Annotated in this window: 19 protein-coding genes and 1 pseudogene; 11 read left to right on the plus strand and 9 right to left on the minus strand. The window is 73.0% G+C overall.

The genetic code is table 11. The annotated features are described in order from the left end of the window. Window positions 1-9: 9 nt before the first annotated feature. The 3 genes and pseudogenes from ABZ386_RS00905 to ABZ386_RS00915 all read right to left on the minus strand — a co-directional run bounded on the left by ABZ386_RS00905 (window position 10) and on the right by ABZ386_RS00915 (window position 2,437). The gene (locus tag ABZ386_RS00905) at window positions 10-651 is read right to left on the minus strand and encodes an NAD(P)H-dependent oxidoreductase (RefSeq protein WP_351332938.1); all 642 of its coding nucleotides are present in this window, start codon (window positions 649-651) and stop codon (window positions 10-12) included. Window positions 652-965: 314 nt separating this feature from the next. Beyond that, window positions 966-1,316: pseudogene (locus ABZ386_RS00910) on the minus strand (2-keto-4-pentenoate hydratase); the annotation flags it as partial. Window positions 1,317-1,540: 224 nt separating this feature from the next. Next, window positions 1,541-2,437 carry an NAD(P)-binding domain-containing protein gene (locus ABZ386_RS00915; RefSeq protein ID WP_351332935.1) on the minus strand — a complete coding sequence of 299 codons (897 nt, stop codon included), beginning with the start codon at window positions 2,435-2,437 and terminating at the stop codon, window positions 1,541-1,543. Window positions 2,438-2,542: 105 nt separating this feature from the next. Here ABZ386_RS00915 and ABZ386_RS00920 point away from each other — a divergent pair, with 105 nt between their 5' ends. Then, complete coding sequence (locus ABZ386_RS00920; protein ID WP_114252207.1) at window positions 2,543-2,941, plus strand: helix-turn-helix domain-containing protein; 399 nt, start codon at window positions 2,543-2,545, stop codon at window positions 2,939-2,941. Here ABZ386_RS00920 and ABZ386_RS00925 read toward each other — a convergent pair. Both ABZ386_RS00925 and ABZ386_RS00930 read right to left on the minus strand, forming a co-directional pair. Then, window positions 2,879-3,523 (minus strand): class F sortase, encoded by a 645-nt coding sequence (locus ABZ386_RS00925; protein ID WP_351332931.1) that lies wholly within the window; start codon window positions 3,521-3,523, stop codon window positions 2,879-2,881. The two genes, ABZ386_RS00920 and ABZ386_RS00925, sit on opposite strands and share 63 nt — an antisense overlap. A 111-nt stretch (window positions 3,524-3,634) precedes the next feature. Beyond that, entirely contained in the window at window positions 3,635-4,156 is a 522-nt protein-coding gene (locus ABZ386_RS00930) for a hypothetical protein (protein WP_358962779.1), read from the minus strand. A 269-nt stretch (window positions 4,157-4,425) separates the two neighbouring features. Between ABZ386_RS00930 and ABZ386_RS00935 the strand changes: the two genes are divergently transcribed. Next, window positions 4,426-5,055, plus strand: a complete 630-nt coding sequence (locus ABZ386_RS00935) for an NAD(P)H-dependent oxidoreductase (protein ID WP_351332925.1) — start codon at window positions 4,426-4,428, stop codon at window positions 5,053-5,055. Window positions 5,056-5,203: 148 nt separating this feature from the next. On the opposite strand, the gene ABZ386_RS00940 is transcribed toward ABZ386_RS00935, so the two are convergent. Next, the gene (locus tag ABZ386_RS00940; protein ID WP_355713714.1) at window positions 5,204-5,614 is read right to left on the minus strand and encodes a gamma-glutamylcyclotransferase family protein; all 411 of its coding nucleotides are present in this window, start codon (window positions 5,612-5,614) and stop codon (window positions 5,204-5,206) included. Between the two features lie 139 nt (window positions 5,615-5,753). On the opposite strand from ABZ386_RS00940, the gene ABZ386_RS00945 reads away from it, so the two are divergent. After that, window positions 5,754-7,400, plus strand: coding sequence for a M4 family metallopeptidase (locus ABZ386_RS00945; protein WP_358962781.1), 1,647 nt, complete (start codon window positions 5,754-5,756; stop codon window positions 7,398-7,400). Here the strand turns inward: ABZ386_RS00945 and ABZ386_RS00950 are convergent. Next, window positions 7,387-9,708 (minus strand): molybdopterin oxidoreductase family protein, encoded by a 2,322-nt coding sequence (locus tag ABZ386_RS00950; protein WP_358962783.1) that lies wholly within the window; start codon window positions 9,706-9,708, stop codon window positions 7,387-7,389. The two genes, ABZ386_RS00945 and ABZ386_RS00950, sit on opposite strands and share 14 nt — an antisense overlap. Window positions 9,709-10,098: 390 nt before the next feature. On the opposite strand from ABZ386_RS00950, the gene ABZ386_RS00955 reads away from it, so the two are divergent. Genes ABZ386_RS00955 through ABZ386_RS00965 form a run of 3 tightly spaced genes read left to right on the plus strand, consistent with a single transcriptional unit; the run spans window position 10,099 to window position 13,671 of the window. Further along, a complete protein-coding gene (locus ABZ386_RS00955; RefSeq protein WP_351332916.1) occupies window positions 10,099-11,619 on the plus strand; it encodes an amino acid adenylation domain-containing protein in 1,521 nt (506 codons plus the stop codon). After that, window positions 11,616-12,872: a hypothetical protein gene (locus ABZ386_RS00960; protein WP_351332913.1), complete on the plus strand. Its 1,257-nt coding sequence runs from the start codon at window positions 11,616-11,618 to the stop codon at window positions 12,870-12,872. Before ABZ386_RS00955 ends, ABZ386_RS00960 begins: the two co-directional genes overlap by 4 nt. A gap of 31 nt (window positions 12,873-12,903) precedes the next feature. Next, on the plus strand, window positions 12,904-13,671 hold the full coding sequence (locus tag ABZ386_RS00965; protein WP_358962785.1) for an enoyl-CoA hydratase-related protein: 768 nt from the start codon (window positions 12,904-12,906) through the stop codon (window positions 13,669-13,671). 116 nt (window positions 13,672-13,787) lie between these two features. Here the strand turns inward: ABZ386_RS00965 and ABZ386_RS00970 are convergent, their stop codons facing one another. Continuing rightward, complete coding sequence (locus ABZ386_RS00970; protein WP_351332908.1) at window positions 13,788-14,096, minus strand: hypothetical protein; 309 nt, start codon at window positions 14,094-14,096, stop codon at window positions 13,788-13,790. A gap of 169 nt (window positions 14,097-14,265) precedes the next feature. Continuing rightward, entirely contained in the window at window positions 14,266-14,952 is a 687-nt protein-coding gene (locus ABZ386_RS00975; protein WP_351332905.1) for an ElyC/SanA/YdcF family protein, read from the minus strand. 213 nt (window positions 14,953-15,165) lie between these two features. On the opposite strand from ABZ386_RS00975, the gene ABZ386_RS00980 reads away from it, so the two are divergent. The 5 genes from ABZ386_RS00980 (at window position 15,166) to ABZ386_RS01000 (ending at window position 22,058) form a co-directional block, all read left to right on the plus strand. Next, a complete protein-coding gene (locus ABZ386_RS00980; RefSeq protein WP_358962788.1) occupies window positions 15,166-15,939 on the plus strand; it encodes a sirohydrochlorin chelatase in 774 nt (257 codons plus the stop codon). Between the two features lie 110 nt (window positions 15,940-16,049). Further along, window positions 16,050-17,327: a deoxyguanosinetriphosphate triphosphohydrolase gene (locus ABZ386_RS00985; RefSeq protein ID WP_358962790.1), complete on the plus strand. Its 1,278-nt coding sequence runs from the start codon at window positions 16,050-16,052 to the stop codon at window positions 17,325-17,327. Window positions 17,328-17,461: 134 nt separating this feature from the next. After that, window positions 17,462-18,727, plus strand: a complete 1,266-nt coding sequence (locus tag ABZ386_RS00990) for an FAD-dependent oxidoreductase (RefSeq protein WP_358962792.1) — start codon at window positions 17,462-17,464, stop codon at window positions 18,725-18,727. 29 nt (window positions 18,728-18,756) lie between these two features. Next, window positions 18,757-20,679, plus strand: a complete 1,923-nt coding sequence (gene dnaG, locus ABZ386_RS00995; protein ID WP_114252179.1) for a DNA primase — start codon at window positions 18,757-18,759, stop codon at window positions 20,677-20,679. An 86-nt stretch (window positions 20,680-20,765) separates the two neighbouring features. After that, complete coding sequence (locus tag ABZ386_RS01000) at window positions 20,766-22,058, plus strand: RNA polymerase sigma factor (RefSeq protein ID WP_355713739.1); 1,293 nt, start codon at window positions 20,766-20,768, stop codon at window positions 22,056-22,058. The last annotated feature ends 79 nt before the right edge of the window (window positions 22,059-22,137 follow it).

Here is a 22,137-nt window from a genome sequence, read left to right on the forward strand (position 1 = left end):
CTGGGGCGGTCAGGCCCTGATCAGCTTGGCGATCCGCAGCCCGTGCTCGGCGGCCTGCTCGTGCCCAGTCTTCATCGACTCCTCGGCCAGCCCCCGCAGGTGCGCCATCTCCGGGTTCCAGAACGCGTGGGTCAGCTCCGCCTCGGCGATCTGCAGGTCGAGGCCGAAGACGTCGGCCAGGATCCTGCGCAGGTAGGGCGTGGCGTAGTCCCAGCCCTCCTTGGGGGAGCCGGGCCCGTAGCCGCCGCCCCGGCTCAGCGTCAGGAGCGCCGGCTTGCCCTTGAGGGGCTGGTCACCGTGGATCCCCACCTGGGGGTGCTTCAGGATCAGGTCGATCCACGTCTTGACCTGCTCCGGGACATTCCAGTTGTACATCGGCACCGCGAACAGGAACGCGTCGGCCTCGAGGAGTTCCGTGCCGAGACGGTCGAGGAGCTCGTGCGCCGCAGCGGGGGCCGGTGCGGCCGGGTTGACGACTTCGTGGGCGAGCGCGGTCCACGCGTCCCCGGGCAGCGGCTCGACCCCGAGGTCGCGCCGGGTCACGACGCCGCCGGGGTGCTCGGCGAGCCAGGCCTGCTCGGCGGTGTCGGCGAGGGCGCGGCTCACCGATCCTTCGGTGCGGATGCTCGCGTCGAGGCGGAACAGGTTCATGGTGCGGTCCTCCAACATGGTTTCTGCTGCGATGAAGATAGTATGCACAGCAGAACATCTACCCACAAGAAAAGTGAGCTGGGTAACAGCGTGGGCCGAGCGAGTGAAAGCGCCGTCCTTGGGGCCCAGTTCCGGAACCTCCTGACCCGGGTCGCGCTCACCGCTCAGCGGGGCCCTGTCAAAGACTGAGGTGCGCCTCCGGCTCCACGAATCCGCCGTCGCGCCACAGATGACCTCGACGTTCGAGCGCTCACGCGCCGGCTCGGGCCCCTCGGCTCCGCGCGTCAGGAAGCGGTTTTCGGCTGCGTGGCCAGATCCACCGTGGGCTGCGGCAGCCGTCCGGACGGCACCCGGCCGCCGTCGGCCACCGCCATGTCGGCGAAGAGCGCCCCGAAATCGGGCTGGTCCACGTCCAGTTGGCGTTGTACGGACGCGGAAGTGAGTCCGGTCTTGCGGCCCACGATCCGGCGGCCGACGGCCTGGGCGCGCCGGACGTTCAGCTGCTGAACGGCGTACGCGGTCTCCAGATCGCCGCCGTCGTCGAACAGCGTTCGTACCGGCGGACAGGCGGCCCCGGTACGGGCGGCTTCCGCCAGCAGGTCGGCTGCCTTGACCACCGCTGGTTGCGCGGTGTCCGGGCTGGCGCTGTCGAGCGTGGTCGACACGGGGTACCTCCAGAAGGGAGCGGAAGCGGCGGTCGTACACCGGTTTAGACAGCACCGCCGCGATGGGCCACTCTCCGTTCCGGGACGCGGAACACCGTGGGCCGGTGGCGGTGGCGGTGGCTGCCGGTGCGGGGCCGGCTGCGTGGTGCCAGCGGGCCTTTTCCCCTGTCCCGGCGGCTGCGGCCCCCCCCAGGCGGCTTCCGCTTGCCGTGCGACGGCAGCTGCTAGGCGCCGCGCCGCAGATCGAGCAGCTCGATCATCCCCGTCCCGTCCTCGTCGCCGTGCCCCTGGTCCACCCGCCTCTTCATCAGCTCCAGGTACGGCGTCAGCAGCTCGGGGCTGACGTGCTGTTCCTCGGCCGTGCGCAGGAACGTGGGGATACCGGCCGCCTGCATCGCGAGGTTGGAGACGACGCCCTTGGTGTAGTCGCCGCTCTCCAGCTGGTCGGCGGTCTGGTGCACGGCCGGGGCCATCGCGGTCAGCCAGTCGACGAGCAGCGGGGCGAAGTCCTTCGGGGCGATGTCCTCCGGGCCGATCAGGGCGAAGGCGTGGGCCATGCCCGCGAACATGCCGTTCATCGCGCTCAGCAGGGCCACGTCGTGCAGCGCGGCGAAGCCCGGGTCGGCCCCGACGTAACGGGTGCCGGCCGGGACGGCGAGGGTGGCGCGGTGCTCCTCGAACATCTCGCGGGAGCCGCTGTAGAAGACGTAACCGCCGGAGTCCGGGACGCCGATCATCGGCGGTACGGCCATGATCCCGCCGTCCAGGAAACGGGCACCGCGCGCTTCCGCCCAGGCGGCCCGGGCCCGGCCCTCGCCAGGGGTGCCGGTGGTGAGGTTCACCAGGTCCCGCCCGGTGAGGTCGGCCCCGTCGAGGGCCTCGTCCACGGAGGCGTCGTCGAGCAGGCAGGCGATCACCAGCCGGTGCGCGGCCACCGCCTCGGCGGCGGTCCGGGCGACGGTGGCGCCGTCGGCGGCGAGGGCCTCGGCGCGGGAGGGCGTGCGGTTCCAGACGGTCACCTCGTGACCTGCGGCGAGCCAGGCGCGGGCGAGGGCCGTGCCCATGGCTCCGGCGCCGAGAAGGGTGAGCGGGGTACGGGAGGCAACTGCGTTGTCGGTCATGGCGTTTAGGCTCGTCGCAGGGGGAGGGCCTGCTCAAGTACGTACTTCGAAGTGGGTGGTTACCCCGGGGGAAGGGTGCAGGCAGCGGCAGGGGAGGTCGAGGGCATGGGGACGAGGGAACGGCGGCCGGGCGGGTACGTCTGCGGCATCGACGCGGCGATGGACGTGATCGGCGGCAAGTGGAAGGTGCTCATCCTGTGGGCGCTGAACGAGCGGCCCTGCCGCTTCGGCGAGCTGCGCCGGGAGCTGCCCGGCGTCACGGAGAAGGTGCTCGCCTCGCATCTGCGGGAGATGGAGGCCGACGGACTGGTGCACCGCGAGGCGTACGACGAGGTCCCGCCGCGCGTGGAGTACTCGCTGACCGCCCGGGGCCGCTCGCTGAACGCGGCGCTGGAGCCGCTGGGGGAGTGGGGGAGGGCCAACGTCCTGGGAGCGGGAGGCTCACCGGCTGCCGGTCAGGTGCGCGAAGACGACGACGTTCCCCTGGTAACCGGTGCCGCGTGAGTAGCCGCCCCCGCAGGTGATGACGCGCAGCTCGGGGCGGTCGGCGGCGCCGTAGACCTTCTCGTCGGGGAAGTCCTTCGCGGCGTACACCTCGACGGCGTCCACGGTGAACACCGCGACGCTGCCGTCCCGCCGGTCCACCTCGATCGTGCTGCCCTTGGCCAGGGCACCGAGGTCGTAGAAGACGGCGGGCCCCTCGGCGTTGTCGACGTGCCCGGCGACGATCGCGGTGCCCTTCTCGCCGGGGGTGGTGCCGGCCTCGTACCAGCCGGCGAGGTTCTCGCGCGCGGCCGGCGGTACGTCGAGGCTGCCGGTCTTCGTCAGGCCGAGCCCGGTCAGGGGCGCGTTCACCCGGATCGCCGGGATGCGGATCCGGTCGGGCGGCGAGGGCGGCAGCGCGGGGACGGCGGCCTGCTCCTGCCCGGCCCGGGCCTGCGCGGCGGACGGCTGTGGCGGGGCGTGCGTCTCGACGCCGTTGCGCAGCAGCCACACCCCGGAGCACAGGGCGAACACCGTGACGGCCGCCATGGCCGCGTTCGCGGGGTTGCGGACGCCGCTGCCGTACCTGGGGAACCTGCGCATACCCACCCTTTCCTGAGCTGCGGCCCCGTACCCCCCTCCGGGCCGCGAGGGGCGTCGGACCCGGAGGGGGAGGGGACAGCGGTACCGGCGACGGACAGCGGAGGGTGTCCGTCAGATCCCGTCGCCTCTCGCCCGGCGATGCAGGAGCCAGGTACCGCCCGCGGCGGCGACGGCGAGGGCCGCCACACCGGCCGCGGTCTGCACGGGATCGGGGCCCAGAGCGCCACCGACCCCCGTCTTCACACTCCCCCGGGGATGCACCTGCTCGTGCCCGGACGCCAGCGTGACCACCAGGTCACCGGTGACCCGCCGGCCGCTCCCGGTGCACGTCGCGGTGATCTCGTACGTCCCCGGCTGCGCGCTCGGCGGCACCCTGAACCGGCCGGTCGCGGCCGGCTCGTGCGGTCCCGGCGCCAGGCCGAGGGAACCGGCTCCGACCGCGCTGGCGTCACCCGTCGCCGTGCCGCCGGCGCCGCAGGCCGCCGTGCGCACCGCGACCTGCCCGCCCGGCACGACCGAGGACGGGGACACCTCCAGGTCACCGGCGGGCGCGCCGTACGCGGGGGCGGTGGCGAGGGCCGCGGCGGCGACGGCGAGCGCGGTACCGGTCAGCGGCCGGGCGGTACGTCGCATCGGTGCTCCTTCGCGCTGGTCGGTCGTGCGCCTGCCCTTCCGAGGTAACGGGCTGCGGGGCGGCCGCGCTTTCTGAGGCGGCGTCAGAATTGGGGTGAATGGGTGTCAGGGGCGGGGGGCCCGACGGCCCGTCAGGGGTGTTTCGCCAGGTCACGGGGCGTGTGACGGGCGGGGCGCGGAAATGTGCGGCGGGCGGGTGTGAACGGGTGACCTGGTTCCGTCGGTCGGGGCTTGACCTGAAGCAAGGTTGAGGTACGAGTCTGTGCGGCATGAACACAGCCGCAGCCAACACAGCCGGGCGTGGGCAGTCCTCTGCCGACCGTGCCCTCCGCCCCCTCAACGTCACCCTCGTCGTCGGCAGCAACCGTCACGGCCGCTTCGGGCCCGTCGTCGCCGACTGGCTCCTGGACCGCCTCCGAGGCCGCGACGACCTGGTCGCCGAGGTCGTGGACGTCGGTGAGACCGAGCTGCCGATGTCCTTCGAGCGGACCCCGGAGGCGACCGCCGCACTGGCCGGCATCACCCCGAAGCTCGCCCGCGCGGACGCGTTCGTGGTCCTCACCCCCGAGTACAACCACTCCTTCCCGGCGGGCCTGAAGAACCTCGTCGACTGGCACTACTCCGAGTGGCAGGCCAAGCCCGTCGCCCTCGTCTCCTACGGCGGACTGTCCGGCGGCCTGCGCGCCGTGGAGCACCTCCGGCAGGTCTTCGCCGAACTCCACGCCGTGACGGTCCGCGACACCGTCTCCTTCCACAACGCCGGCGCGTCCTTCGACGACCAGGGCACCCTGCGCGACCCGACGGCCCCGGACGCCGCGGCCAAGACCATGCTGGACCAACTGGTGTGGTGGGGCCGGGCGTTGCGGCAGGCCCGGGAAAGCCGGCCCTACGCGGCCTGACCCCACCGGGGGACGGCGCGAAGCGCCAGTCCCAGGGGCGCGGGGAACTGCGCGAGCAACCCCGGACGGCCCGCGGTCGCCGGACGGCCCGCGGTCGCCGGACGGCCCGCAGCCGCCGTACGGCCTGCGCGGAGCGCCCCGCGCCCCCTCACCCCCGCCAGTCCCCACCCTCGATCCGCCGCCCGGCACTCCGCAGGCGCGCGGCGACAGCGGGCCCGGCGACATACACCCAGGCCCGCACACCCACCCCGTCCACCCCCCGGACGACCTTCCGCTCCACCCTCACGTACAGGCTCCGCGGATCCCCCGGCACGTACTCCTCCAGCCGGTCCAACTCCGCGAGCAGCGCCCCGTACGTCTCCGGCAGCGCCGTCACCAGCTCCCCGCTCACGACGCCGCCGCCCGGCTCCTCGACCAGGTACGGATAGCCCGGCCCGTCGTACAGCACCGCGTCCGCGAGCCGGCCCGGTTCCTCGGCGGAGGTGCGGCCGCGCAGGAAGAGGTCGTGGTTGACCTCGCCGGGGCGAAGCGTGCCGTAGACGAAGAAAGGCAGGGTCACAGGAACGATTCTGCACCCTCACACACCTCCACAGCGGGGCTATGGACATGCCAGGTCCACCCCGACTTGACTCGCGGTCAACATCAACGCCGCCCCCGGTCGACCCCACGCGACCGGGTGCGCCCGTATGAGGAGACCGATGAGTCGGATACGTCATGTCCGCGGTTCCCGTCTCGCCACCGCCGGTGCCGCCGTCACCGGCACCGCCGCCCTGCTGGCCGCCGCGCTCTCCCCGACCGCCGGCGCGGCCGAGCGGCCGGCCAGGGCCGAAGCGATCGAGGACGCCGAGACAGTCCTCGACGACCGGGCCGCGGAACTGGGCCTCACCTCCGCCCAGGAGGCGAAGGTCCGGGACGTCATCGTCGACCAGGACGGCACCCGGCACGTCCGCTACGACCGCACCTACCGCCGACTCCCGGTGCTGGGCGGCGACTTCGTCCTCCACCTGAACCCGGACGGCAGCTACCGGGGCACGAACCGGGCGACGAAGTCCGCGCTCTCCCTCACCGGCGTCACCCCGAAGGTGTCCGCCCCCAAGGCCGCCGACCTCGCCGCGAGCCTGCTGCGCGCCGCACACCTCGGCGAGACCCTGAAGAAGCTGACCGCCAAGCCGCGCCTGGTCGTCGACGCCCTGCACGGCGCCCCGAAGCTGGCCTGGCAGACCGACGCGGTGGCGCACGACGACCTCGGCAACCCGGTCGGGCGCACGGTCCTGACCGACGCGACGACCGGCGCCCGGATCGACGCCTGGGACACCCTGGAGTCGGCGGCGGGCGACGGCGAGTCCCTCTACGGCGGCACGGTCCCGCTGGAGACGACGAAGTCCGGGTCGTCGTACCGGCTCAAGGACGCGACGCGCGGCGGCACCTACACCGGTGACGCCGAGAACAAGACGGACCAGTGCCTGCTGACCATCTGCCTGACCCGCGCCCCGGCGACGCTCTTCGAGGACGCCGACAACCACTGGGCCACGGGCCGGACCTCCGACCGTGCCACGGTGGCGGTGGACGCCCAGTACGGCACGGACGTCACCTGGGACTACTACAAGAACGTCCACGGCCGCAGCGGCATCGCCGGCGACGGCAAGGGCTCGTACAACCGCGTCCACTACGGCAAGGACTACAACAACGCCTTCTGGGACGACACCTGCTTCTGCATGACGTACGGCGACGGCGACGGCAAGCAGCTCGGCCCGCTGGTGTCGCTGGACGTGGCCGGGCACGAGATGTCCCACGGCGTGACGTCCAAGACGGCGGCGCTGACGTACTCGGGTGAGCCCGGCGGCCTGAACGAGGCCACGTCGGACATCTTCGGCACGCTGGTGGAGTTCTACGCGGACAACGCGAAGGACCCCGGTGACTGGCTCATCGGCGAGAAGGTCGTCCGCTCCGGCCTCGGCCGGGAGGCCCTGCGCTTCATGGACAAGCCGTCCAGGGACGGCGAGTCGGCCGACTGCTGGAGCGAGAAGGTGGCCGACCTCGACGTGCACTACTCCTCGGGCGTCGGCAACCACTTCGCGTACCTGCTCGCGGAGGGCAGCGGCAGGAAGACGATCAACGGCGTGAGCCACACCTCGCCGACCTGCGACGGCTCCACGGTCCAGGGCATCGGCCGCGCCAAGCTCGGCAAGATCTGGTACCGCGCCCTGACGGCCTACATGACGTCCTCGACGGACTACGCGGGCGCGCGCACGGCGACCCTGAGCGCGGCGAAGGACCTCTACGGCGCCGACAGCACCGAGCAGCGGGCGGTGGCCGCGGCCTGGAACGCGGTCAACGTGCGCTGACCGCTTCCCGCTCGACCGGTCCCTCCGCGACTGACCCCTCCCCGGTCGATCCCTCCTCGGCCGCCTCCCGCGCGACCGCTTCCAGCCGCACCGCGCACGCCTTGAACTCCGGCATCCGGGACGTCGGGTCGAGCGCGGGGTTGGTGAGGGAGTTGGCGCGGCCCTCGCCCGGCCAGTGGAACGGCATGAAGACGGTGTCGGGCCGGATGGCGTTCGTGATCCTCGCGGGCGCCACGGCCCGGCCCCGCCGGGACACCACGGCGACCGGGTCGCCCTCGGCCACCCCGAGCCGGGCCGCCAGCCGCGGGTGGATCTCTACGAACGGCCCGGGCGCGGCGGCGTTCAGCTCGGCCACGCGCCGGGTCTGCGCGCCGGACTGGTACTGCGCGACGACCCGCCCGGTGGTGAGCAGCACGGGGTACTCGTCGTCCGGTTCCTCGGCGGTCGCGCGGTGCGAGACGGGCACGAAGCGGGCCCGTCCGTCGGGCGTGGCGAAACGGTCGAGGAAGAGGCGGGGCGTGCCCGGGTGGGCGGTCGGCGTCTCCCGGGCCGGGTCGTCGGGCAGCGGCGCGTCCAGCAGGGCGTCCTCACCGCCGTCCACCGCCGCCGGCTGTCCGTCCGGCAGGGCGTCCTCACCGCCGTCCACCGCCGCCAGCCGTCCGTCCGGCCGGGCGCCCTCGCCCGGTCCCCCCGCCTCCGCCGGGGCCGGGCAGGGCCAGAACACGCCGTTCTCCTCCGCGAGCCTGCGGTAGGTGATCCCCGAGTAGTCCGCGGGGCCGCCCGCGCTCGCCCGGCGGAGTTCCTCGAAGACCTCCTCCGGGTCCGTCGGGAAGCCCTTCTCCACGCCCAGGCGGGCGGCGAGCTCGTGCATGACCTCCAGGTCGCTGCGGACGCCCTCGGGCGGGGTGATGGCCCGGCGGCGGAGCAGGACCCTGCCCTCCAGGTTGGTCGTCGTGCCGGTCTCCTCGGCCCACTGGGTGACCGGCAGGACCACGTCCGCGAGCGCCGCCGTCTCCGACAGCACCACGTCGCACACCGCCAGGAAGTCCAGTGACTTGATGCGCTCCTCGATGTGCGCGGCCCGGGGCGCCGACACGACCGGGTTGGACGCCATCAGCAGCAGCGACCTGATGTCCGTGCCCAGCGCGTCCAGCAGCTCGTAGGCGCTGCGCCCGGGGCCGGGCAGGCTGTCCGGGTCGACGCCCCACACCTCGGCGACGTGCCGCCGCGCCGCCGGGTCGTCGAGCTTGCGGTAGCCCGGCAACTGGTCGGCCTTCTGTCCGTGTTCGCGCCCGCCCTGCCCGTTGCCCTGCCCGGTCAGACAGCCGTAGCCCGACAGGGGGCGGCCGGGCCGGCCGGTCGCCAGGCACAGGTTGATCCAGGCGCCGACGGTGTCCGTGCCCTTGGACTGCTGCTCGGGCCCGCGCGCGGTCAGCACCATCGCCGACTCCGGCTCGCAGAACAGCCGTACCGTCTCGCGCAGCTGGGGAACGGACACCCCCGTGATCCGCTCCACGTACTCCGGCCAGTGCGCCATCGCGGCGGCCCGGGCGTCCTCCCAGCCGGCCGTGCGCTCGCGGATGTACTCCTCGTCCACCCGGCCCTCGGCGATCACCAGGTGCAGCAGGCCCAGCGCGAGCGCCAGGTCCGTGCCCGGCCGCGGCGCCAGGTGCAGGTCCGCCTGCTCGGCCGTCCTCGTGCGGCGCGGGTCGATGACGATCAGCGTGCCGCCGTTCTCCTTCAGCTCGGTGAAGAAGCGCAGCGACGGCGGCATGGTCTCCGCGAGGTTCGACCCGACGAGGATCACGCAGCCCGACTTCGGGATGTCCTCCAGCGGGAACGGCAGCCCCCGGTCCAGCCCGAACGCCTTGATGCCGGCGGCGGCCGCCGACGACATGCAGAACCGGCCGTTGTAGTCGATCTGGGACGTGCCGAGCACGACCCGCGCGAACTTGCCGAGCGTGTACGCCTTCTCGTTGGTGAGGCCGCCACCGCCGAACACGCCGACCGCGTCCGGCCCGTGCTCGGCGCGCGTGCGGCGCAGTTCCGCGGCGATCCGGTCGAGTGCCTCGTCCCAGGAGGCGGGCACCAGCGTGCCGCCCGCGTCGCGCACCAGCGGGGAGGTCAGCCGGACGTTCTTCGCGAGCACCGCCGGCGCCGTACGGCCCTTGCCGCACAGCGCGCCCCGGTTCACGGGGAAGTCCGCGCGCTCGCTCACCTCGACGGTCCCGTCCGGCGTGGGCGTCAGGTTCATCCCGCACTGCAGGGCGCAGTACGGGCAGTGCGTGGGCGTGGCGGTGTTCTGCATGCCGTCCAGCGTGCTTCGGCCGTGTTACGCCCGGGACGGCTCCCTGTTACGCGGCCGGGACGGGGACCTCCCCGCCGCCGCCCCGCCCTCGTGAGGGCACAGGGCTGCCCACCTTCACGTCGTCGCCGACCGGCACGGACGTTGCCTCTGTGACAGGAAACGCCACATGTGGCTCATTTCATTCCTTTCTTGGCCGATCCGACCTCGTTGAGTGTTGAAGCAGCGGGGCTACGCTCTCGCTACGCGCAGCGCTCGCACGACTCCGCACGGCGTTCGACACCCGGGCATGCCCGCCGTTCATCCGGCTGCATCCACACGCGGCTGCCTCCACCCGAGGCCGCACCGCCTGTGGCCATCCGACCCTCGAAACAGCCAGGAGGCCACCCGACCATGCCTCTGCGCCACCTCACCCCCCAGGACCGGCACCTCTTCCGGCAGTTCGGCCGCGGTCCCGCCGTCCCCGTCCCCGACCCGCTCCTGCACCACGCCATAGCCCGGCAGGCGGCGGCCGCCCCGCACGCCGTGGCCGCCGAGCACCAGGGCGCGCACCTGACCTACGGCGAACTCGACCGGTACGCCGGCGCCCTCGCCGCCCGCCTGGTCCGCGAGGGCGTTCGGCCCGGCGACCACGTCGGCCTCTTCGTCCGCCGCTCGCTGCCGATGCTCGTCGGCCTGCTCGGCATCCTGAAGGCCGGCGCCGCCTACGTCCCGCAGGACGTCGGCCTCGCGCCCCCGGCGCAGCTCGCCCACGTCATCCGCACCGCCCGCACCCGCGTCGTCCTCACCACCGCCGAACACGCCCACCGCGTACCGCTGCCGGACGGCCACCTGCTGCTCCCGCTGGACGAGCCGCTGCCCGACGCCCCGGCCCCGCGCCCGCGCGTCACCGGCGACCACGGCTGCTACGTCCTGTTCACCTCCGGCACCACCGGCCGCCCCAACGGTGTGCGGGTCACCCACCGCAACGTCGCCAACATCCTGCTCACCGCACCGGGCTCCCTGGACGTCCGCCCCGGCGACCGGGTCGCCCAGCTCCTCAACATCGCCTTCGACATGGCGGCCTGGGAGATCCTCGGCTGCCTCGCCCACGGCGGCACCCTCGTCATCCGCGGCAAGGACATCGCGGCCGCGGCCCGCACCGCCGACGTGCTCATCGCCACCCCGACCGTGCTGTCCGGCCTCGACCCCGCCGCCTGCCCCCGGGTGCGCACGGTCGCCGTCGCCGGGGAGCCCTGCCCCCGCCCGCTGGCCGACCGGTGGGCCCGGCAGGCCGCCTTCTACAACTGCTGCGGCCCCACGGAGACCACCATCGTCAACACGATGGGACGCCACGACCCGTCCGCCCCGCTGCTCACCATCGGCCGCCCCACCCCCAACAACACTGTCTACGTCCTCGACGCCGACCGCCGCCCCCTGCCCATCGGCGAGGTGGGCGAGATGTGGGCGGGCGGCGACTGCGTCTCCGCCGGCTACCTCGGCGACGACGCCCTCAACGCCGAGCGCTACGCCCCCGACCCGTTCCTCGGCGGCGGCCGCCGCATGTTCCGCACCAGGGACCTCGGCCGCTGGACCCCCGACGGGCAGCTCGAACACCTCGGCCGCACCGACGACCAGGTCAAGGTGCGCGGCTTCCGCGTCGAACTGGACTCCGTCTCCGCGGTGCTGGAGTCGGCCGCCGGCTGCACCCGCGCGGTCACCCTGCGGCGCGACGCCCGCACCCTGGTGTCCTTCGTCTGCCCGGCCGACATCGACCCCGAAGCGGCCCGCCGCGCCGTCGCGGACGCCCTGCCGTACTACTGCGTGCCCGAGCGGGTCCTGCCGTTGGCCTTCCTGCCGGAGACCGACCGCGGCAAGGTCGACAAACAGGCGCTGCTGCGGATGCTCGACGACAGTCTGGCGGTGGCCCGATGACCACGTCCCCGCCCCGGGCCCGCCAGGGCACCGGCGACCTCCCGCCGCTGCTCCCCGCCGCGCGCCGCGCGCTCAAACACCCCGCCCTGATGCACTACCACCGCCTCGCGGCCCTGGTCCTGCTGGCCAACGCCGCGTTCGCCTGGGCGCACTGGCCCCTGGCCACGCCCACCCTCGGGCACGCCGCCCTCGCCAACCTCGCCCTCGCCGTGCTGATACGCCAGCAGTACGTCATCAACCTGCTCTTCCGGCTGGCGACCGCGGCCCCGACGACCTGGCCGCTGAAGGTCCGCTGGACGCTCGGCAAGGTGTACCACTTCGGCGGACTGCACGTGGGCGGGGCACTGGCGGGAACGGCCTGGTTCCTGGCCCTGACGATCAGCACCCCGGACAGCGCCCCCCGGGCCGTCGGCTGGGCCCTGCTGGCGCTCCTCGCCCTGATCATCGCCACCGCCCTGCCGCCCTTCCGCGCCCGCCACCACGACCACTTCGAGCGGATCCACCGCTTCGGCGGCTGGACGGCCCTCGCCCTGTTCTGGACGCACACGCTGCTGGCGTCGCCGGGCCCCTGGCAGGTCGGCACGCTCGCGGTCGTCACCTTCAGCGTCGCCCTGCCCTGGCTCCGGCTGCGCAAGGTGGACGTGCGCCTCGAACGCCCCTCCTCCCACGTCGTGCTGGCCCGCTTCGACCACGGCGAGACCCCCTTCGCGGGCTCGTCCACCGCGATCAGCCGCAGCCCGCTGAAGGAATGGCACTCGTTCGCCAACGTCCCCACGCCCGGCGAGCCCGGCTTCCGCCTGACCATCTCGCGGGCGGGCGACTGGACCGGCTCCTTCATCGACGACCTGCCCGCACAGGTCTGGGTCAAGGGCATCACCACGGCCGGCGTCGCCAACATCGAGGTGCTGTTCCGCAAGGTCGTCTACGTCGCGACCGGCAGCGGCATCGGCCCCTGCCTGCCCCACCTGCTCGCCGCCGAGGTCCCCTCCCGCCTGGTCTGGGCGACCCGGGACCCCCGGGCCACCTACGGCGACGCACTTGTCGACGAGATCCTCGCCGCCCAGCCGCACGCCCTGGTCTGGGACACCTCCCGGCACGGCAAGCCCGACATGGTGCGCCTCGCCCACGAGGCCTACCGGGACTTCGGCGCCGAAGCGGTCATCTGCATCTCCAACAAGAGACTGACCTGGCAGGTGGTCCACGGCCTGGAGCGGCGGGGGATCCCGGCGTACGGCGCGATCTGGGACTCCTGACCCGTCGTAACCCCTCGTGAGGAGAAGGCAGATGAACAACCTGAAGGTCGAGCGCCACGGCCGTGTCGTGACCGTGCGCCTGCACCGCCCGCACGTACGCAACGCGCTCGACGGCGCGCTCCTCGCCGAACTCCTGGACACGCTCCGCCCGCTGGACGCTGCCCCCGGGACCGGCTGCTTCGTCGTCACCGGCTCGGAAGGCGTCTTCGCGGCGGGCGCCGACATCAAGGAGATGGCCCCCAAGTCGGCCGTCGACATGGCCGCCGAGGACTACTTCGCCGCCTGGGAGGAGTTCGCGGACCTGCGCACCCCGAAGATCGCCGCCGTCAACGGCCCCGCGCTGGGCGGCGGTTGCGAGCTGGCGATGATGTGCGACCTGGTCGTCGCGGGGGAGTCGGCCGTCTTCGGCCAGCCGGAGATCAAGCTGGGCGTGATCCCCGGTATCGGCGGCACCCAGCGGCTGACCCGTCTGGTCGGCCGGGCCAAGGCGATGGACCTGGTCCTCACCGGCCGCACGATGGACGCGCGGGAGGCTGGAAGCTGCGGTCTCGTCTCCCGAGTGGTCCCGGACGACCGGGTGCTGCCCGAGGCCCTCGAAGCGGCGGCGACGATCGCCTCGTACGGCCGCATGGCGGTCAGGGCGGCCCGCGAGTGCGTCGACCAGGCCCTCGAAACCGGCCTGCGCGACGGCATCCGCTTCGAACGCCGCGTCTTCCACGCCCTGTTCGCCACCGATGACCAGAAGGAGGGGATGACGGCGTTCCTGGAGAAGCGCCCGCCCGTCTTCCGAGGGCGCTGACAGCCGGGGGCGGGAGACGCGGGGCGCGCCGGCCGCGCTCCCGCTCCCCGGCCACGTTCAGGGGCTGTGCCTGGTCAGGACACGGCCCCCGATCGGTTCACCCACGCGCCGCCCGGTCAGCACACGTACGCGTAGTACGGGTCGTCGCCCTCGTCCAGACCGATCCGCCCGACCGAGTGGGGACCGATCTGGATGCACGACGGGTCGAAGCCGTCGACTTCCACGCTGGCCCTGATGGTGTGCCCGCACACGTTGTGGATGTCGGCCCACCACTGCCCCGAGGCGCCGAGCTTGGCGCACCCCGGCTCCGGAGCCCGGACCGCCCCGGCCGCCACGGGCGCCGCCGAGGCGGTCCCCATCGCGGCCGGCAGGACCAGCAGGGCGCCCGCGGCGGCCATCACCAGCGCGGAGCGAAGTCGAGTCATCAGGTGTCCTTTCCCCCAGTTCGCGGCGGCGGCCCGATCCGCCGCCGCACGGCGAAGACACTAAGCGTGAGCGGACGGACACGGAGAGCGCCGGGCTGTTTTTCACACTCTGGGGTGAAATGTGCCCGTCAAACCCGTCCTGGCAGAACGTCCGGATCCGTCCGAGAGGCTATTCGGCCGTGGCCAACGCCCGCTCCACACCCGGCTCCCGGGGTCCGAGGAACCGCGGATCCGGCCGGAACACCGCGTCCAGAGCGGCCTTCCCGGCGGCGAAGATCTCCCGGGCGCCCCCGTAGTACCAGGTCGCGTCATGCACCGCGTCCACCCCGACCCCGTATGACGCGACCCCCGCCGCCTGACAGAGCGCCACCGCCCGCCGGATGTGGAACCCCTGGCTGATCAGCACGGCCTCGTCCACACCGAAGATCTTTTTCGCGCGCACGCACGAGTCCCAGGTGTCGAACCCGGCGTAGTCGCTGACGATCCGCCCGTCGGGCACCCCGTGCCGCGTCAGGTACCCGCGCATCGCGTCCGGCTCGTCGTAGTCCTCCCGGCTGTTGTCCCCGGTGACGAGCACCACCTCGACCCGGCCCTCCCGGTACAGCTCCGCCGCCGCGTCCAGCCGGTGCGCGAGATACGGCGAGGGCTCCCCGTCCCACAGCCCCGCACCGAACACCACGGCCACATCGGTCCGCGGCACATCGGCCGTCGTCCGCAGCCGGTCACCCGCCGCGACATACATCCAGGTCGCCGGAAGCAGCCCGAGCACGCACCCGGCCATCACGGCCTGCACCAGCCGCCGCTGCCCCCGCCGGGTACGCGGCAGCCGCGGTCTGCGAAACGCCGGAAGACGCATCGGACGGTCCCTCCCCAGGTCGGCTCTCGACAGTCAGGGACGCCCGGCCGGGCCGCCCGGTTCATCCGCAGCCACGTGACCAGCTTCACGCGAAACATCGAAACCCCAGCTCAAGGCACCTCACACACCCCCTGTCCCGCATGGTGAACCGCTGGTAAACACCCGTGACGCCCCCGCAACGGGAAGGCAACGTGGCGCAGCGACCATCGACGCATGCCCAGCCAGCTCAGCCTCGTCCCGCCGCCCGCCACGCGCCGCCCGGCCCCGCCCGCCCTCGTCGTCGTGGCCCACGGCAGTCGCGACCCGCGCGCGCTGAGCACCGTACGCGCGCTCCTCGACCGAGTCCGCGCGCTGCGCCCCGACGTGCCCGTCCACCTCGGGCACATCGAACTCAACGCCCCCCTGCTCCCCGACACCCTCGCCGCCCTGGGCGACACCGAGGCGGTCCTGGTCCCGCTGCTCCTCAGCCGCGGCTACCACGTCAAGCAGGACATCCCCGAGATGGCCGCGGCCTCCCCGGCCCGCACCCACCTGGCGGCCCCGCTGGGCCCGCACCCCCTGCTGGTGGACGCCCTCCAGGCCCGCCTCCTGGAGGCAGGCTGGGGCGCGACCCCCCGCCGCACCAGCGCGGTCGTCCTCGCCGCGGCCGGCTCCCGCGACCCGGACGCGAAGACGGACACGGGCCGCACGGCCCACCTCCTGGCGACCCGCCTCGGCGTCCCGGTCATCCCGGCCTACGCCTCGGCCGCGACCCCCACCGTCCAGACCGCGGTCCGCACCCTCCTGGCAAGGGGCCGCCGCCACATAGCCCTCGCCTCCTACTTCACGGCCCCGGGCCGCTTCGCCACGGAGTGCGCCCAGTCGGCCCCCTGGATCACGGCGGCCCCCCTCGGCACGCACCCGTCGATGGCCCAGCTCCTCCTGCACCGCTACGACGAGACTTTGGCGACCCGGGCTTTCGAGGGACCAGCACTGGCATCGGCCTGAAAGGGGCGCGGGGAACTGCGCGACAAGCCACACCAGGCCCGCACCCGCCACACAACTGAACCCCGCAAACGCTCAGGCACACAGCACACCCATGCCCGTACTGTCGACACATGGCAGGCACCTCACAAACCCCCCCGGCCTACGACCCGACGTCAGTCGACCGCTGGGCCCCGGAACCCGACAAACGCCCCGGCCGCACCGCCTTCCAACGCGACCGGGCCCGGATCCTGCACAGCGCCGCCCTGAGAAGACTCGCCGGCAAAACCCAAGTGGTAACGCCCGGCACCCTCGGCCCCGCCTGGGACGCCAGCCCCCGCACCCGCCTCACCCACTCCCTGGAATGCGCCCAGGTCGGCCGGGAGCTGGGCGCGGCCCTCGGCTGCGACCCGGACCTCGTGGAAGCCGCCTGCCTCTCCCACGACCTCGGCCACCCGCCCTTCGGCCACAACGGCGAACAGGCCCTCAACGAGTTCGCGGCCGACTGCGGCGGCTTCGAGGGCAACGCCCAGTCCCTCAGGCTCCTCACCCGCATCGAGCCCAAACGCTTCACCCCGGACGGCTCCGTCGGCCTCAACCTCACCCGCGCCGCTCTCGACGCCGCCACCAAGTACCCCTGGCCCCGCGGCGCCCACCCCACCGACCCGGCGTCCAACAAGTTCGGCGTCTACGAGGACGACCGCCCCGTCTTCGACTGGGTCCGCAAGGACGCCCCCGGCACCCGCACCTGCTTCGAGGCGCAGGTCATGGACTGGTCCGACGACGTCGCCTACTCGGTGCACGACGTGGAGGACGGCCTGCACGCCGGCCACATCGACCCGAACTGCCTGCACGCGGAACCCGAACGCCGGGACGTCTTCCAGGTCGCCCTCGGCCGGTACGTCCCGGCCGACACCGACCCCGCCGAACTCGCCGAGGCCCTCGACCGGCTCCTCGCCCAGGAGTGGTGGCCACACGGCTACGACGGCACCGCCGTCGCCCAGGCCCGGCTGAAGGACGCCACCAGCCAGCTCATCGGCCGCTTCTGCCTCGCCGCCGAGACGGCGACCCGCGCCGCGTACGGCACCGGACGGCTCACCCGGTACGCCGCCGAACTGGTCGTCCCGCGCGGAACCCGCATGGAGTGCGCCGTCCTCAAGGCCGTCGCCGACCTCTACGTCATGCAGCGCGCGGAGCAGGAGCGGCTCCGCGCCGACCAGCGGATCGTCGTCGCCGAACTGGCCGAGGCACTCACCGCCCGCGCCCCCGACGGCCTGGACCCGCAGTTCCGCGCCCTGTTCGACCGGGCACCGGACGACCGCGCCCGCAAGCGCGTCATCGTCGACCAGATCGCCTCCCTCACGGACACCTCGGCCCGTTCGCTTCACGCCCGTCTGACAGGGCACGCATGAGACTGGCGGGAAGCGAGAGGCCACAGCACGCCCGATGGTGACCCTCCGTGGCCTGAACGGGTCACTCCCTCTTCCCGCATCACGCTCCGTGCGGGACGCTCGCAAGTGGCGACACCCTGACGAGGAGGCATCAAGTGGTCGACGCGGATCAGACATTCGTCATCGTCGGAGGCGGACTGGCCGGCGCCAAGGCGGCCGAGACGCTCCGCGCGGAGGGCTTCACCGGCCGCGTGATACTGATCTGCGACGAACGGGACCACCCCTACGAGCGCCCGCCGCTGTCCAAGGGCTACCTCCTCGGCAAGGAGGAACGCGACAGCGTCTTCGTGCACGAGCCCGCCTGGTACGCGGCGCACGACATCGAACTCCACCTCGGCCAGACCGTCGACGCCGTCGACCGCACGGCGAAGACGGTCCGCTTCGGCGACGACGGCACGGCCGTCCGCTACGACAAGCTGCTCCTGGCGACCGGCGCCGAGCCCCGCCGCCTCGACATCCCGGGCACGGACCTGGCCGGCGTGCACCATCTGCGCCGCCTCGCCCACGCCGAGCGCCTCAAGCACGTCCTGACCAACCTCGGCCGGGACAACGGCCACCTCGTCATCGCGGGCGCCGGCTGGATCGGCCTGGAGGTGGCGGCCGCGGCCCGCGAGTACGGCGCGGAGGTCACCGTGGTCCACCGCGGCCCGAGCCCGCTGCACTCCGTCCTCGGCCCCGAGCTGGGCCAGCTCTTCGCCGAGCTGCACCGCGAGCACGGCGTGCGCTTCCACTTCGGCGCCCGGCTCACCGAAATCGTCGGCCAGGACGGCATGGTCCTCGCGGCCCGCACGGACGACGGCGAGGAACACCCGGCCCACGACGTCCTCGCCGCGATCGGCGCGGCCCCGCGCACCCACCTCGCGGAGGCGGCCGGCCTGGAGATCGCCGACCGCGCCCACGGCGGCGGCATCGTCGTCGACGAGCGGCTGCGCACCTCCGACCCGGACATCTACGCCGCCGGCGACGTCGTCTCCTTCCCGCACGCCCTCTTCGACACGCGGCTGCGCGTGGAGCACTGGGCCAACGCCCTCAACGGCGGCCCGGCGGCGGCGCGCTCCATGCTCGGCCAGGACGTGACGTACGACCGCGTGCCCTACTTCTTCTCCGACCAGTACGACCTGGGCATGGAGTACTCCGGCTGGGCACCGCCGGGCAGCTACGACCAGGTGGTGATCCGGGGCGACGCGGGCAAGCGGGAGTTCATCGCGTTCTGGCTGAAGGACGGCCGGGTGCTGGCGGGCATGAACGTCAACGTGTGGGACGTCACAGACAAGATCCAGCGACTGGTCCGCGGCAAGGCCCGGGTGAACACGGAGAACCTCGCGGATCCCCGCATTCCACTCGAAAACCTCGCACCGTGAGTGTCAGTCCGCCCCCGTAGAATTCACGCGTGGCAGGACGGATCAACGACGAGGACGTGAAGGCGGTACGGGACGCGGTCCCGATCGACGCCGTGGTGTCCGAGTACCTCCAGCTGCGCAACGCGGGCGGCGGCAACCTCAAGGGTCTCTGCCCGTTCCACGACGAGAAGTCGCCCTCCTTCCAGGTCAGCCCCGCCAAGGGCCTGTTCCACTGCTTCGGCTGCCAGGAGGGCGGCGACACCATCACGTTCGTGATGAAGATCGACCACCTCACCTTCTCGGAGGCGGTCGAGCGCCTGGCCGGCCAGGCGGGCATCACCCTGCGCTACGAGGAGGGCGGCTACAACCCCTCCCACCAGCGCGGCGAGCGGATCCGCCTGGTCGAGGCCCACAAGATCGCCGCCGAGTGGTACGCGGAACAGCTCGCCACCAGCCCCGAGGCCGACACCGGCCGGATCTTCCTCGCCGAACGCGGCTTCGACCAGGCCGCCGCGCAGCATTTCTCCGTCGGCTACAGCCCCCAGGGCTGGGACCACCTCACCCGCTACCTGCGCGGCAAGGGCTTCACCGACAAGGAGCTGCTCCTCTCCGGCCTCTCCCAGGAGGGCCGCCGCGGCCCCATCGACCGCTTCCGCGGCCGCCTGATGTGGCCCATCCGCGACATCGGCGGCGACGTCGTCGGCTTCGGCGCCCGCAAGCTCTACGAGGCGGACAACGGCCCCAAGTACCTCAACACGCCCGACACGGCGATCTACAAGAAGTCCCAGGTCCTCTACGGCATCGACCTCGCGAAGAAGGACATCGCCAAGGCGTCCCGCGCGGTCGTCGTCGAGGGCTACACGGACGTCATGGCCTGCCACCTCGCCGGTGTCACCACCGCCATCGCCACCTGCGGCACCGCCTTCGGCACCGACCACATCAAGATCCTCCGCCGCCTCCTCATGGACAACGGCTCGGCCCGCGTCATCTTCACCTTCGACGGCGACGCCGCCGGCCAGAAGGCCGCCCTGCGCGCCTTCGAGGACGACCAGAAGTTCGCCGCCGAGACGTACATCGCGATCGCCCCCGACGGCATGGACCCCTGCGACCTGCGCCTGGCCAAGGGCGACGAAGCCGTCGCCGACCTGGTCGAACCCCGCACCCCGCTCTTCGAGTTCGCCCTGCGCCAGATCGTCGGCCGCTACGACCTCGACACCCCGGCGGGCCGCGCCGCCGCCCTGGACGAGGCCGCCCCGATCGTCGCCCGCATCAAGAACAGCGGCGCGCAGCACGAAGTCGCCGTGCAGCTCGCCGGCATGCTCGGCATCCTCGACACCCAGTTCGTGGTCAAGCGCGTGGCCCAGCTGGCCCGCTGGGCCCGCGACCGCGGCGGCAAGTCCGGCCCCGGCCCGGAGCGGCACCACCAGGGGCAGCAGTACGCCGGCCCGCCCCAGCAGGCCGGCCCCCGCGGCCCGGCCCTCAACCTCCGCAACCCCGTCTACGCCACCGAACGCGAACTGCTCAAACTCGCCCTGCAGCGCCCCGAGCTGGTCTCCCCGGCCTTCGACGCGTACGGCGTCGACGAGTTCACCGCCCCGCCCTACGCGGCCGTACGCCAGGCCATCCTGGACGCGGGCGGCGCCGAACTGGGCGTCGCGGACCCGCAGGACTACCTGGTCAAAGTCCGTGAGGCCGCCCCGGACGACGCGGTCCGCGCGATGGTGACGGAGCTGGCCGTCGAGGCGATCATGCTGCACAAGGGCGTGAAGGGCGTCGACGAGACGTATGCCGGCGCCCAGTTGGTGACGGTCCGCCGCCGGGCCGTGGAGCGCCGCATCCGCGACATCACCGGCCGGCTCACCCGCCTCGGCACGCACGGCGACCCGGCCGAGCTGGCCGCCGTCCAGAACGAACTGTGGGTCCTCCAGCAGTACGACCAGACCCTCCGGGAACACGGCGCCGCCGCGCTCTGACGTCACCGCGCGGTCACGGACGGGAAGCAAAAAGTCATCGCACGCCCCTCGTGGCGACGATGTGTCTTACCCCACACTGGGTTGCGGTGCCTGAGTCCTCGGAGCGCGGCCGGTCCGTCACCGACGGGTCCCAGATCCCCGCGGTTCCGCTCATCGCGTACGGGACGGAAAGCGGCGAGGCCGTCGACTCCGCCCCCGAAGTACCGCTGCCGCCCACCTTGGCAGCGATCATCCTGGAGGTCGCCCCCGTGCAGACCCAGACCCTCACCCAGACCGACGTCGGCGCTGCCCGCGGCGCCGACGGCACAGCCCCGGACGCGGAGGCCGACGCCCTCTCCGCGGTCCCGGCGCAGAACCGCGTCACGCACCACCCCGAGACGGAGCCGGAGGAGCCGCCCGCCGAGGCCGTCGAGACGGCCGAGCCGCCCGAAGCCGTCGAGCCGCCCCCGGCCCGCACCGAGACCGGCGGCCCCTCCTCGGACCTGTTCCGCCAGTACCTGCGGGAGATCGGCCGCATCCCCCTGCTGACCGCGGCCGAGGAGGTCGAACTCGCCCGCCGCGTCGAGGCCGGCCTGTTCGCCGAGGAGAAGCTGAGCAACACCCCTGACCTGGACAGCCAGTTGGCGCTGGACCTCGACCGGCTCGTGGTCATGGGGAGGATGGCCAAGCGCCGCCTCATCGAGGCCAACCTGCGCCTGGTCGTCTCCGTCGCCAAGCGCTACGTCGGCCGCGGCCTGACCATGCTCGACCTCGTCCAGGAGGGCAACCTCGGACTCATCCGGGCCGTCGAGAAGTTCGACTACGCCCGCGGCTACAAGTTCTCCACCTACGCCACCTGGTGGATCCGCCAGGCCATGTCCCGCGCCCTGGCCGACCAGGCCCGCACGATCCGGGTCCCCGTCCACGTCGTGGAGCTGATCAACCGCGTCGTCCGCGTCCAGCGCCGGATGCTCCAGGAGCGGGGCTACGAGCCGACGCCCGAGGAGGTCGCCGCGCACCTGGACCTGCCGCCGGAGCGGGTCGGCGAGGTCCTGCGCCTCGCCCAGGAGCCGGTGTCGCTGCACGCGCCGGTCGGCGAGGAGGACGACGTCGCCCTCGGCGACCTCATAGAGGACGGCGACGCGACCTCCCCCGTGGAGTCGGCGGCGTTCCTGCTGCTCAGGGAGCACCTGGAGGCGGTGCTGTCGACGCTGGGGGAGCGGGAGCGGAAGGTCGTCCAACTGAGGTACGGCCTGGCCGACGGCCGTCCGCGCACGCTGGAGGAGATCGGCCGCATCTTCGGCGTGACGCGGGAGCGGATACGGCAGATCGAGTCGAAGACGCTGAACAAACTGCGGGACCACGCCTTCGCGGACCAGCTGAGGGGCTATCTGGACTGATGCCGTCCCCGCGCCCCTTCAAGGGGCGCGGGGAACTGCGCGACCAGCCACGACGGACCCGCAGCCGCCCCACGACCGA

The organism is Streptomyces sp. NPDC006140 (genome assembly GCF_040628815.1).
Lineage (GTDB): Bacteria > Actinomycetota > Actinomycetes > Streptomycetales > Streptomycetaceae > Streptomyces.